Origin of the sequence: Brevibacillus nitrificans, assembly GCF_003710965.1 — a bacterium.
Lineage (GTDB): Bacteria > Bacillota > Bacilli > Brevibacillales > Brevibacillaceae > Brevibacillus > Brevibacillus centrosporus.
The window spans coordinates 29,660-42,323 of sequence record NZ_RHHU01000010.1 but is presented as its reverse complement, the minus strand read 5'-3'; the positions used below and the strand labels follow the sequence as shown (position 1 = coordinate 42,323).

The 12,664-nt window shown below is 53.6% G+C and carries 11 protein-coding genes; all 11 read right to left on the bottom strand.

Annotated elements, in window-relative coordinates; genetic code table 11:
• Window positions 1-15: 15 nt before the first annotated feature.
• Window positions 16-978: a metal-dependent hydrolase gene (locus EDM59_RS13795; protein WP_122924138.1), complete on the bottom strand. Its 963-nt coding sequence runs from the start codon at window positions 976-978 to the stop codon at window positions 16-18.
• Window positions 978-1,886: a lysophospholipid acyltransferase family protein gene (locus EDM59_RS13790; RefSeq protein WP_122924137.1), complete on the bottom strand. Its 909-nt coding sequence runs from the start codon at window positions 1,884-1,886 to the stop codon at window positions 978-980. The genes EDM59_RS13795 and EDM59_RS13790 overlap by 1 nt, the downstream gene beginning before the upstream one ends.
• A 26-nt stretch (window positions 1,887-1,912) precedes the next feature.
• Window positions 1,913-2,683, bottom strand: a complete 771-nt coding sequence (locus tag EDM59_RS13785; RefSeq protein ID WP_122924136.1) for a GNAT family N-acetyltransferase — start codon at window positions 2,681-2,683, stop codon at window positions 1,913-1,915.
• A gap of 176 nt (window positions 2,684-2,859) precedes the next feature.
• The gene (locus EDM59_RS13780) at window positions 2,860-4,545 is read right to left on the bottom strand and encodes a DUF4127 family protein (protein WP_122924135.1); all 1,686 of its coding nucleotides are present in this window, start codon (window positions 4,543-4,545) and stop codon (window positions 2,860-2,862) included.
• Between the two features lie 41 nt (window positions 4,546-4,586).
• A complete protein-coding gene (locus tag EDM59_RS13775; protein WP_122924134.1) occupies window positions 4,587-5,927 on the bottom strand; it encodes an FAD-dependent oxidoreductase in 1,341 nt (446 codons plus the stop codon).
• Between the two features lie 14 nt (window positions 5,928-5,941).
• Window positions 5,942-6,787, bottom strand: coding sequence for a carbohydrate ABC transporter permease (locus EDM59_RS13770; protein WP_122924133.1), 846 nt, complete (start codon window positions 6,785-6,787; stop codon window positions 5,942-5,944).
• Entirely contained in the window at window positions 6,777-7,715 is a 939-nt protein-coding gene (locus EDM59_RS13765; protein WP_122924132.1) for a carbohydrate ABC transporter permease, read from the bottom strand. The genes EDM59_RS13770 and EDM59_RS13765 overlap by 11 nt, the downstream gene beginning before the upstream one ends.
• Before the next feature lie 73 nt (window positions 7,716-7,788).
• Entirely contained in the window at window positions 7,789-8,475 is a 687-nt protein-coding gene (locus EDM59_RS13760; protein WP_122924131.1) for a hypothetical protein, read from the bottom strand.
• Between the two features lie 60 nt (window positions 8,476-8,535).
• Window positions 8,536-9,831, bottom strand: coding sequence for an ABC transporter substrate-binding protein (locus tag EDM59_RS13755; RefSeq protein ID WP_122924130.1), 1,296 nt, complete (start codon window positions 9,829-9,831; stop codon window positions 8,536-8,538).
• Window positions 9,832-9,929: 98 nt separating this feature from the next.
• On the bottom strand, window positions 9,930-10,685 hold the full coding sequence (locus EDM59_RS13750; protein WP_122924129.1) for a response regulator transcription factor: 756 nt from the start codon (window positions 10,683-10,685) through the stop codon (window positions 9,930-9,932).
• A complete protein-coding gene (locus EDM59_RS13745; protein WP_122924128.1) occupies window positions 10,657-12,528 on the bottom strand; it encodes a sensor histidine kinase in 1,872 nt (623 codons plus the stop codon). The genes EDM59_RS13750 and EDM59_RS13745 overlap by 29 nt, the downstream gene beginning before the upstream one ends.
• Between the last annotated feature and the right edge of the window lie 136 nt (window positions 12,529-12,664).

The following is a 12,664-nucleotide window of genomic DNA, read 5'->3' as shown; positions in this document are numbered from 1 at the left end:
AAAGCGTGGAATCCCTTAGACATAGGGGGGATCCCACGCTTTTTTGCGCCATCCCAGGCGATGATGCACTACGTTGAGATTGTGGTCCAGCCGGACATCCACCCCAAAGGGCAGCTTGCGGTTGTACCAGAAACGCACATCGCTCCACACGACCTCATAGCCGTCCTGGCACTCTTTCCATGTGACGTGAATGCGCTGGGCAAACCCGAGAAAAGCGCGCACCCCATCGACCCCGACCGTCGCCTGAATAATATCGTTGCGCTGCTGCTTGGGATAAATCTCTTCCAGAAGCACATGGGTATACTCAATCTTTCCTGTGTAGAACCGATCGTCCGTCTCTACGACAAAGCGCCAATGAAAGGGATGGAAGCTGGGAATGACGTGGCAGACTCCCTTTGTATCCAGAGCCGAGGCTACGCGCTTGACTAACCGGGCATGCTGCCAGGCTCGCACCCCAATGTAGAGGAACGTCATGCCATACGCCGCAGGAAAGAGCATCGCGGCATCTCCTCCAAAGCCTAGCCACCAGACAGCTGCAGCCACATGCAGCGCAAACACAAACGGTTCAAAGATTGCCAGCACATCCATGTGAACCCAGCGGCGGTTCAACGGCCGGATGCATTGAACACCATACGCATTGAGCATATCGAGAAAGACATGGAAAACGACTGCGATCCACGTCCAGAAATAAAGTGTGGCGAGCTGTCCCATCACATCGAACCCCCAAGCGAGCGGGACGCTGATGATGAGCGGCCAGAGAAACAGGGCGGGGATGGAATGAGTGATACCCCGATGAAAACGGATGTAGGAGGAAATGCCTCGCAATCTGGCTACCGTATCAAAATCCGGTGCATGCGATCCGACCACAGTGGCGATCATCAGCGCCTGACCCACCGCTGGATCCGTACCGACAAATCCGGTCGCGTGCGCCAGTCCAGCCAATGTAACGCCCAACAGAAGATGGCTTCCTGTATCCATTACGATACCTCCCCAGCATGATGTTCTTCGGTCGTCCATCTTTCATCCACATAAAACCAGTAGAGCCATTCCTCGGGCACCGCTCTCACGGCATCCTCCAAAAAGGTGTAGAGCTGCTCCATCGCTTCTGCGGTTTGGTTTTTTTCATACTGCTCATGCAAGTTGAGAGGAGCGAAAAAGGTGAGCTGGTGTGCAAATCCTTTTTTTCTGCGACAATAAAACGGTATGACTGGAGCATTCCCCTCCAATGCCAGCATAGCTGCTCCACGTGGCAGCGGCGTCTTCCTTCCAAACATGTGCCCGGGTGGAAAATCCGGCCGCGAAAAGTCTCCCAAGAGAAAGACCACCCCATTTTGGGACAAATGCCTCCGCAGCTTCCGCAGCATGACCAAAGGCGGTGTCTCGTCATAGTCCAGCCCCTCGCAGCCGAGCTTCTGGAAAATGAGATACAGCGGCCTCAGCTCGGCGCTTTGTGCGGTCACCACTGCCAAGCTCGGGTAACGCTGGCTTAAATACCAGTAAGCGAAAAAGAAATTTCCGATATGCGGTGCATACACAATCGCTCCCTTGCCTTTCTGCAAGGCGGATTGCAGATGCTCTTCGCCTTCCGGATAAAAGCGTTTGAAGCCTTGCTTGGGCAAGCGGTGGCTGACAAACAGCAATTCATAGAGGGTAAGGCATACCTGGTAAAAATACTGTCTGCGCAGTCTTAGCACAGGTGCTTGTGTGCCTAATACCGCGCTCATATTGTCTTTAACCCGTTGGCTAACAGTCCCGCCAAAACGAGCCAATACATGAGATACTCCGAAAAAGAGAGCCAGCAAAAAGGGAGGGGGAATCCAGGCTAACAGCTTGCCGAGCAAGTGCAGCCGATCTGGTCGTGTCAACCATCCAATCCAACGGTACATGGCGACCACCCTCTCCTTTTTTCTGTTTATTTATCCAGAAACCGACGACGGTACTTTTCCGTGATTTGCTTTTGATCGAGGACGACAAAGTAATCCGTACTTCTCAGAATGGGATCGTACGCAGGCTCCTCCGCAAGCTCGGCGCCCAGCCAAAGGTAGCCTTTCATTAAAGGAGGAAGAAGGCGATACATCTGCTTTTGGCTCTCCTCTGCATCTATCGGCCGCAGTCCCGTTTGCCTCGAGGACGGATGCGGGTGCACGCGATATCGCTCGGTAAGAAAGGCAAAGCGCTTCAGCAAAGCATGAATGCGGCTCAGCTGTTCATGATCTGCTTCGCGAAGGCTCGCGCAGCCAACCAGATAGTCATAGCCATGCAGGTTCACATAGTCCGCGATCCCCTCCCACAGCAATTGAATGACTCTGCCGTTGCGGTAAGCTGGATCTACACAGCTTCTGCCAAGCTCCAGCATGCGTGTACGAGGGAGTGAGGAGTGGCTTAGGTCAAATAACGTTTCCGAGTAAAATCCGCCGTTTGTCCCTGCCTTTTTCCCAGGCAGGAGACGATATGTCCCAACGACTCGTTCCGTACCTACTTCCTTGACGATCAAATGGTCGCACCAGTCGTCAAAACGATCCCGATCCAGCCTTTTCCCAGCATGCCCGTCTGCGAGCCCATTCGCTTCGATAAAGGCGGCGTACCGCAGCTCCCATACTTGCTGGCGTTCCTCGTCGCGATCAGCCAATTTCACTTCCAGAGATGCGTGATGCTGTTCTACACGCTTCGCTGCCTGCTCCATTTGATCTCCCCCTTTGCTTTTGCCGCAAGGTACTGATCCCTTCTCTTTCACTCTACTCGCCGTTGACTTTTATTCGATGAATCGCAGGTAAAGATTTTCTGAAGATTGTGGTAAGCTTCTGAACAACAAAAAAAGGCCGCCACCTGTCCAGATGGCGTACCTGTTCGTATATTTGGTTACTGTCTCTCGACTGTGATTTCCGGTTGAATAAATACTTCAAACAACCGCTCCCAAGGCAGGACAATTTCTACGTCATCGAGACTTGTGAGTTTTCCTGTGAACGTGTGGTTGCCGCGCTTGCCGATGTCGATGGTTTGATCCGCGAAGTAGTTCTCATACCAATCCTCTACCTCGGGTGCGAGCTCCTCCACGACGAAATCGTTCACTTCCTCAAAGTCGTCGCCAAGTCCCCATTCATTTCCACCCAATTCCTTGACCAAAGCCCGGGCATCTGCCATGACTTCGTTCCGGTAGTTGTGATCGTTGACAAACGAGGAGAGCAGCAGATTCACGTGTGCCTCAGCCGCATCCACCGTCAACGGCACGCCGAACTGATTTCCCTTTTCCAAAAAGGCGGTGCGCTGAAGAGCTTGGCCCAAGGCGCTGCCCATGTTGTTCCCCGCTGTGCCCCATCCGGTATAGGAGAGAAGGGCTGGCAGCTTCACATCGTCCTGCAGACGCTCGATGAGATCGGGGTCTGCCTTGTTCGTAATCGTCACATCTGTCACGGCGACTCGCTTCCCGTCCTCGAGGTGGTCGTTGATCGCGTCGACAAAATCATCCAGCGCTTCCCTGCGGTCGGCTTTGCTCTCAACTGGTTCCGATGGCGTATTCACCATCAGGACGAGATCCGCATCATCCGCATCACGTACCGCCTTGCCACCTGCCGCAACGATATGCATGTCCACGCTCTCGTCAAACGTCGTATCTTCAAACGGCGCCGTCCAGTCGCTGCCGTCTATGCCCGAATACTCGACAGCTACTTTGGGATGGATGCCGAGTTGATCGAGTGACAGACGGCTGACGAGCACGGTTCCTACTTCATCGGCTCCAGGAAACACCGCTGTGCGATCCTCGACACCGAGGTCCTCTGCTTTTTCCACCAACGCTTCTCGTTCTGCGCGGTGCAATCCGTGTGGAGCTGCGTCATCCTGAGCAAGCACGAGGTAATCGATGGTTCCGTCCTTGACCCAATCGATGAGCAAGGAATTGATTTTGTGATTGCGTTCACGGGCATCCAGATAATCCTGCAGCACAGCTTCAGGGATGAGCTCCTCCAGCTCTTCCAGACGATCCTCTTTTTCCGTCATCCCGAGGTTGTGTACTTCGTCATAGAGAATGGCCCACTCCCGGATCTGATCGTAATATTTCAGTGTCTCGGGATCGGTAGCGGTCACCGCCAGCCGCTGAATCGTGTCGAATACGTAGATCGGCTTCTTCGGCTTCTTGGCTTTCAGCCGCTTGATCGCCTTGATATTGGACAGCGCATCCTCGTACGATTGATCGGCGGTACGCGATGCCACAAGTCCCCCGTATGCGAGCATGCTGACGGAAATGACCGAGCCATCGACTTTGTCTGCCTGGTCGAGCAGCCAGTCGCCAATCTCCTCCCCATCTCCCGGGGTTGTGAAATGACCGAGCATGTCTTCATCCGGCATGATCGTCTCCACTCCTCCCGCCTTCGCGGTCATCTGCGGAAAGTACGTATTGACGGGCCGATCATCCAGTGGCACCAACGCGATTTTAGCAATCGGCTTGGACGAGGATTTTGCCTGTGCCGCATTCATTTGCCCAAACGGCAGCATTCCTGTCAGCAGTGTTGCCATGGCAACCGTAGAAATTACAAATCTCCACTTCTTCATCGTTTCGACTCCCTTCCTAGTGAACGAAAGTTACTAACGACTTACAGAACGGCATTTGCTTTTTGCAATTCTAGCTGCAGCTTGGATACGTCAATCTTTCGCGGAATCGTTCCATCCAGATGAGCGATGGCTGCCGCCGTACCTGCTGCCTGACCGGTAGCCATGCAGCTCGGAGTGAGCCTCGTCGTCGCCAGCGCCTCATGCGTGGTCGAAATGCACCTCCCTGCCGCGAGCAGGTTTTCGATCTTTTCCGGCAGCAGACAGCGATAGGGAATGTCGTAAGCGCCGTCCCCCTCGATATCCGCTGCGATCACGCCTTTTCCGGATGGATCATGGATGTCGACAGGATAGCCGCTGCGTGCGATCACGTCAGCGAATTTCCGTCCCTGCACCACGTCCTCGATCGTCAGGCTGTACGCTCCTGCGATTCGGCGCGTTTCCCGAATGCCGATCTGCGTTCCGACTGCTGAGATAGAGGCCCCAGAAAACCCCGCGATGTTGCTTTTCAAAAATTCGGACATCATCAAAACCTGGCGTCTCCCGATCTCCTCCGCCTCCGTCAAATCCTCCACATCCGTACCATCCAGTCCTTGGACGCGCGTGCAGTTGATCAGTACCTCATCCTTTTCCGGACCGCTGAAAAAGAGAACCTGATCGCGGTTGATCGGTACCCCTGATGCCTTCCACTGCGTGTAAAAGCCTTGGACACCTGTCAGCGGTATCTCGTTAAGCTCTGCAAACGGCGTCTTGTGGTAGAAATCCTCCGGGTGAGCCAGCATGTACGCTTTGACCTGCTCCAAATCCACCCCGCGCATCCGAAACTTCATCGTCATCGGCTGCGTGCGTCCGTCGCTTTCCCTGCCCTGATACGTCGGCGCTCCAGACAAATACGCCACATCCGCATCGCCAGAGGCATCGACGAAGATATTTCCGCGAATCTCGTACTTGCCGGATTTGGTCGTGATCTGGATCGCTTTGATCCTGTCACCTACGACGACAGCCTCGTCAACAAAGCTGTGCACAAGCAGCTTGACTCCTGCTTCCTTCAGCATTTCGACTGCCAGAAGCTTGTAGATTTCAGGATGGTACGGCGTGACGGTATGAACGAAGCCCACTGTATCCCGCAGATGCCCCGGAGAGCCGCCGAGCTCCTGCAGCCGTTCCACGATTTCCTGGGCGATACCCTTGATCACCTGCTCTCCACTCTCCGTATGAAACGTCATCCAAGGGTACACCAAGGCAGCTGTAGACATCCCGCCGAGAAAGCCATAGCGTTCGACCAGAATCGTCTTGGCACCCAATCTTCCGCTTGCCAGCGCCGCATTGATTCCGGCGGGTCCCCCACCTACGACCACGACATCCGCTTCAAGTATGCGGTCCATATCCTCCACCTCCGTTAATCCTTCATTCCTGTCATTGATACACCCTCAATGAACTGCTTTTGGGCGAAAAAGAACACAATCAGCAGGGGCAAGGTCGCCATCACCGAAGCACTCATCAGGTGATGCCAGGCCGTACCCGCTTCGTCTGTAAACAGGGAAAGAGCGAGTGGCAGCGTCATCAGCTCTCGGTCGTTCAAGAAAATGAGCGGATCGTAAAAGTCGTTCCAGCTGGTCAAAAAGGTAAAAATCGTCAGGGTCGCAATCGCCGGCTTGGCAAGCGGCAGCATGATGCTCCAGTAGATTCGCCAGCGCGAGCAGCCGTCAATCATCGCGGCCTCCTCCAGCTCCTTCGGGATCCCGAGGAAAAACTGGCGCATGACGAATACCCCGAAGATTCCTCCTGCTCCAAATATGGGGAGGACGATCAGCGGCACATGTGTATTGATAAAACCGAGTGCACGCATGAACAAAAACATCGGAATCGAGGTCACTTCATTCGGGATCATCATCGTCGACAGCAGGAGCAGGAAGACGAGGTTGCGCCCTCTAAAAGGAATTCTCGCAAACGCATAGCCGGCGATAGATGCAAACAGGACCGTACCCATTGTTACAAGAATCGCGATGTACAGGCTGTTCCAATAGAACAGGTGGAAAGGCGTGTTTGCCAGTACCTCCGTGTAATTTTCCAGCCGGATCGGCGATGGAATCAGCTCAGGGGGAAACACGAAGATTTTGGCTGGCTCCTTGAGCGATGTCGAGAGCATCCATAGGAACGGAACGAGCATGATGAGGGAGACGACAGACAGCGTCACATAGTTCAACCCGATCCCGATGATTTTTCCGGGACTCTTATTCTTCATGGAAGACCCACCTCTTTCGGTACTGCCACTGGAGCAGCGTAAACACGAGAATGATGAAGAACAGCACAAAAGCGAGCGCAGACGCGTAGCCAAACTCGAAATTTTTGAAGGCCTTCTCCCAGATGTAATAGACCAGCACCTTCGTACTGTCGCCTGGTCCGCCTTGGGTCATCACGTAGATCTGACCGAACACCTTGAGCGATCCAATAATGGTCAAAAGCGTCGTCAAAAAGATCGTGGGCGAGATCATCGGGACGGTGATCTGGAAAAACTGACGCGCCCTTCCTGCCCCATCAATCCGCGCCGCCTCATACAAGTGAACGGGCACCTGCTGAAGAGCGGCGATAAACAGCACCATGTTCAGGCCCACGTTTTTCAGGACGCTGGTCACGATGACGACGGGCATGGCCAGCTGCGGATTGTACAGCCAGGCAGGTCCCGTGATCCCGAACAGCTGCAGGATTTGGTTGATAAAGCCTGTATCGGTTGCAAACAGGTACTTCCAGACAATCGCCCAAACGATCAGCGAAGTCATGACCGGCACGAAGATGGCCGTACGGAAGATGCCAATCCCGGGCAGCTTGCGGGCGAGCAGAAGAGCCAGACCCAGAGCGAGGACGATATTCAGCGGAACGAGTCCTGCCGCAAACGTAAACGTGTTGCCAACGACCCTCCAAAACTCCTCGTCGGAAAAAATGGCCTTGTAGTTGTCCAGCCCAACAAAGGTCGGCTCGCCCAAAAGCGGCCAATCCGTCAGACTCATGTAAAAGGCGAGCAAAAGCGGACCGAGCAGCAGTACGAGAAACCCGAGCACCATCGGGCTGACAAACAGCCAGCCACTCACATTGGCTTCCCGATGAAACGGATTTCTTTTCGGCTTCGCTTTTTTCTGTTCAGGAGAGAGGGGAATATTCATGTTGCTCTCCATACGCATTCCTCCTTCGCGGGCGAAGCTGCCTCTTCCTTTTCTTACGAGGCCGCACCCGGTTCCCTTTGCGTGCTTATTTGTCGATTGCATTGCGCAGGGCTGCGACCGACCTTTTGATCTCGTCTGTCGTCGTCCCAAGTGCCATCGCCCCCGCCAGCAAGACACGCACGCCGGTATCTCGCAGGGCTGGAATGTCTGCTGGCACGACTTTTCGCTGGGTAGGAACCATCACCGGAATTCCGGCCTTTTCCACCAACAACCGATATTTCAGCAGATCGGTAAATACCAGCGGCGTTCCGTATTCTGCGCCCGGGACGATAGAGGCTTCCAAGGCAGTCATGGGAAAATGCTGCAATGAATCTAGCAGCGCCCAATCGAATTGATCGTCCATGGCAAAGGTGCTCGCTACCCCCTCGATCTTCATCTGCGCTGCTGGCAGGTGGTGTCCGTAAATCGAGATAAAGTCGATGCCAATGGCTGAGAGCTGAGTGAGCTCGGCTGGCTTCAAGTCTTGTGGAGAGCCAGCCGGAACGATGCCAAACGGCCCGTCAAACTGACTGCGGATGGATGTGAATAGCTCGAGATAATGGGCGAGGGGACCAAATCTGTTTCCACTCGCTCGATGATGCACGTTCATGTGCACCTTGAGTCCGTCTGCCCCTTCCGCAAGCGCTGCACTCGCCAGCGCCTCCTCATTTCGCGGCAGACTGACGAACAGCTGAAACGGCTTTTCAGAAAGCGCACGCTCCAATCGATTCATCGCGAAGCTCTCCTCCCTTCAAATGGTTGGCGGCCTGTAGTCCAGACCGCCGCAGCTCAGCTACTTTTTCAAAATCGGGTTGATCTTCTCTTCCAACGACTTCATGATGTCCTGCGGCTGTGCCGTTTGACCGAACAGCTGGTCAAAGCCGGCGAGTATCGTGTTGTCGATTTTTTGCCATTCCACATGACCTGGCTGGAAGTGCGCTTTTGGCATTTCGTCGATCACGGCTTGCTTGATGTGGGCCGGGTCCGGATTGTTAGGCTGCTTCAAGAACAAATCTGAGTTGAGCACGGATGTACGCGGCGGCACGAAGTAAGCCGATGTCGCCTGGACCCCTTCCTCACTAGCGATGAATTTGAGGAACTCCTTTGTTTCCTGCAAATGCTTGGTCCCTTTGAAAATCGAGTAGCCTGCCTGACCGAGCATCGGGGCAGAGCCTTGGGAACCGGACGGCATCGGCGCGATGTCCCATTTGAAGTCTTTGATCGTGCGCGCTTTGGAGACGTAACTGTACACATCGAAGAACATCCCGATTTTGCCTGATTCAAAGCTCACTTGCTCGCCGGCTTTCGGATGCGAGCCATCCGTGAACATCATGCGCTGCAGCATGCTGAGCGTCTCCGTTCCGTATTGATCGTTCCAGGTGAATTGCGTCATCTCTTTGTTGAAAGGTCCGCTGCCGTTCGACCACGAGTACGAGGATAGGAGGATCCACGTTTTCCAGTCCCGGAAGAAGTTCGCTCCGTAGATTTTGCTCGCGCCCGTCCCGCTGGTGATCGCCTTTGCTGTCTTTTCAAACTCTTCCCACGTCCACTTGCCTTCTTTCGCCAGATCGTTCGGTGATTTCAGACCAGCTTTCTCGATCAGGTCCTTGTTGTAGAACATCACGCTTGGCGGTGTAGAAAAAGGGATTCCGTAGAGCTTTTCGTCTTTTTGGAACAGCGCAAGCGTGGACGGAATGAAGTCGTCCATTTTAAAGTTGGCGTCTGAATTGAGGTCCGTGACGTCCTCCAAAATGCCATTTGCCATAAACTGCGGCACCATGCGCTCCGATACCCAGCCGATGTCCGGCAACTCCTGTCCTGCTGCCAGCACGGTTACCTTTTGCTGATAATCCGGAAAGGGCACAGATTCCAGCTTTACTTTGATATTCGGGTGAGTCTGTGTGAATTTATCGATCAGCTTCTGGTATAAATCGAGGTGAGCTTGATTGCCCCATGTCAAAAAGGAAAGCTCCACAGGCTCATCGCTTTTCGCCGCAGGATCGCTGGATGCTGCCGGCTTGCTGCTGCACCCCGCAAAAGTAAACGCTGTCAAAAGTATAGACAATGCCAAAAAGATTGCCTTTTTCATGATGTACCCCCTTTTTTTCTGGAATCGTTTCCTAGCACAAGTATAGATTTGATGGAATATTAAGATAAATCACTTGGTTTACAGATTTGGTATGGGATTTAAAGGTCTTGTTCTTCTGATGCACCATCCCGGTAACCGCCAGGGGTCATCCCGACTTCTTTTTTGAAAACGATCATGAAATGCTTGGGGCTCTGGTAGCCAACCAAGCGGGAAATGTCGTAGATCTTCAGACTCGTCTCACGCAACAGCTGCTTGGCCCGTTTCATCCTCGTCCTCGTAACGTAGTCAGACACGTTTTCTCCCGTCTCAGTTTTGAACAGCTGGCTGAGGTAAATGGGATTGAGGTGGACGAAATCTGCCAGCGTTTGCAGGCGCAGGTCGCCATCTGTGTGATCCTGGATGTAGTTTTTGACTTTGCGGATGATGTGCCGCTCTTCCTTTTGGTTTTCGGACTGCTCAGCTGCGACCGACTGTTTCTTTCGCTCCAGGGACTGCCGGATTTTTTCCAGCGTTCCCACCAGCTCGATCCGGTCAATCGGCTTGAGCAGGTAGTCTGTTACTTTGTGCTTCAATGCTTTTTGGGCGTACTGAAAGTCGCCATATCCACTGATAATGACGATGGGCAGCTCTTCATACATCTCGCGAATCTTGCCGATCATCGCTAGTCCATCGACTTCTCTCATGCGAATATCCGTGACGATCAGATCCGGCATGTCCGTGCGCAGATAGAGCAGCGCCTCTTTCCCATCCTCTGCCTCTGCTGCGACGCAAAAGCCTGTGGTCACCTTTTCGATCAAGGTCTTCAAGCCTTCCCGGATGATCCGCTCATCCTCCACTAGCAAGACTTTGTACATGTCCCATCGCCCTCTTTTCGTTTTCTATAGGGATTCGCAAGGAAAAAATCGATCCTTGTCCTGCCTGACTGTCCATCATCAGGTGGTAGCCTACCCCGTACAGGAGGGTAATCCGCTGGTAAATATTGCGGAGAGCCGTCCCCGTACGCTGGCTGCTTGACGCTTCATTCTGGTGAAAGGGAATGCTGACACTGGAACGCAGCCTGATCAGCTCTGGCTGGGTCATCCCTTTGCCGTTATCACGCACGCTGATCTGCATAGCCTCAGCATCCCGGGTGACGGATAGCCAAATCGTACCGCCTCTCTCCTGGCGCTCGATGCCATGATAAATCGCATTTTCCAGCAAGGGCTGCAAAAGCAGCTTCGGAATGGGCGCGTCTCGCAGCGACTCATCCACTTCCATCACCACCTGGATTCGGTCCCCGAGGCGCGTCTGCTGGATACGAACATAGGAAGACAACGATTCCAGCTCTTGCGCCAGCGTCACAAAACCATCTCCCCGATCTACGGTGTAGCGCATCAGCTTGCCTAAAGAGGACACCATGTCCGATACATCGTAGTTGCCTGCACGGATCGCCATCATGTTGATCGCTTCGAGTGTATTGTAGATAAAATGCGGGTGGATCTGACTCTGCAGGGCAGCCAGCTCCGCCTCCCGCTCGCGCAAGCTGATGACGTACACTTCGTTGACGAGTCGGTTGATCTCTTCGACCATGTGGTTAAACTGCTCGCTCAGCTTGCCGATCTCATCCGCGGAGGAGACTGGCACACGCTCGTGAAAATGCCCTTGCTCGACCTGGAGCATTTTTTCCTTAAGCGAAACCAGCGGCCTGCTGAGTGAATAGGCAAAATAGCTCGCGAGTCCTCCCGCCACAACCAGAAAGATCGCCGCGATCAGAATCGTAAAGCTGCGCAGGTCATTGGAGTCTTTCAGCAAGCTGTCTATGGGGATCATGCTGATGACTGTAAGCCCCGTCCTCGCTGATACATTGTCGATCAATAAGTAGCGCTGTCCCTGCAGGCTGATCGTTCTACCTGACTGCCCCGGATGTACGAGCCCGGCCGTTTCCTGCAGCAGCGCCTGGTAGCCGGGTGTAGTCTCGTTCTCTCGCTTCTCGTAAAAAAGCTCCTGCTGCTGATTGCCGATGATCAGGCTGCCTTCTTTCGTAAAGGGCATGTTGGTCAAAATCTGGTCGATCATCTCCATCTTCATGTCGATCTTGATGATTCCGAGCGGCAGATTGGTGTTGGGCTCTCTTAAAAGACGTGCGACAGAAAAGTAGCGATCCAACGATGTATCAACATAGTAGGCGGGGCGGTGCGAAGGGATGATGACGGACGCACCGTTTCCTGCAAGCACGCGACTGTACCATTCCTCTTTTCGCAGATCGACCTGTGCCTTCATCGTCGACGGATCGAGATTGGAGAAAACCAGCCCATTTAGGGACATGATCTGGATGCCCTTCACTTCCGGCCGGCTGTAAGAAAGGCTCGATATGTACAGCGTCATTTTTTGCCGTTTTTCTGTGGAAAGGTAGAGAGGTGCTTGCGCGCTGCCGCCAAGCTCCCGGAGGATCGACAGAATGCTGTTATCGTAGAGGGGCATCAGGGAGAGGCGCTTCATCTCTTCCATATTTCGGTCCAGGTTTTGGTTGATCTGGTGGACGATCTGCGCTGTGTATTCGGCGGTTCTCTCTTCGGTGGAGGTAGTGAATTTGCTGTAGGTGATCATGCCTTGCAAGCTGAGCGGGATGGCGATCAGGCAGAGAAACAGCGTGAGCATCTTCGTGCGCAGCGTTCCGCGAAGCAGGTGCAAAGGATGCTTTTTTATCCGGTGGTTCATGGTCGGCTCTCCACTCCTTATCTACAATCTGAGAATTCGGACTACTTCTTCTACCTTTCTGTTAAATCCTTTTTCTGGTGCATCAGGTGGGGCTGTAGTGGAGGGGAGGAAAAGAGAGAAAACGCTCCGTTAGTAG

Coding starts and splice junctions, on each gene's coding strand:
- EDM59_RS13765 (WP_122924132.1), bottom strand. CDS start 7,715: ATGGAGAGCAACATGAATATTCCCCTCTCTCCTGAACAGAAAAAAGCG.
- EDM59_RS13755 (WP_122924130.1), bottom strand. CDS start 9,831: ATGAAAAAGGCAATCTTTTTGGCATTGTCTATACTTTTGACAGCGTTT.
- EDM59_RS13795 (WP_122924138.1), bottom strand. CDS start 978: ATGGATACAGGAAGCCATCTTCTGTTGGGCGTTACATTGGCTGGACTG.
- EDM59_RS13770 (WP_122924133.1), bottom strand. CDS start 6,787: ATGAAGAATAAGAGTCCCGGAAAAATCATCGGGATCGGGTTGAACTAT.
- EDM59_RS13760 (WP_122924131.1), bottom strand. CDS start 8,475: ATGAATCGATTGGAGCGTGCGCTTTCTGAAAAGCCGTTTCAGCTGTTC.
- EDM59_RS13790 (WP_122924137.1), bottom strand. CDS start 1,886: ATGTACCGTTGGATTGGATGGTTGACACGACCAGATCGGCTGCACTTG.
- EDM59_RS13775 (WP_122924134.1), bottom strand. CDS start 5,927: ATGGACCGCATACTTGAAGCGGATGTCGTGGTCGTAGGTGGGGGACCC.
- EDM59_RS13745 (WP_122924128.1), bottom strand. CDS start 12,528: ATGAACCACCGGATAAAAAAGCATCCTTTGCACCTGCTTCGCGGAACG.
- EDM59_RS13750 (WP_122924129.1), bottom strand. CDS start 10,685: ATGTACAAAGTCTTGCTAGTGGAGGATGAGCGGATCATCCGGGAAGGC.
- EDM59_RS13780 (WP_122924135.1), bottom strand. CDS start 4,545: ATGAAGAAGTGGAGATTTGTAATTTCTACGGTTGCCATGGCAACACTG.
- EDM59_RS13785 (WP_122924136.1), bottom strand. CDS start 2,683: ATGGAGCAGGCAGCGAAGCGTGTAGAACAGCATCACGCATCTCTGGAA.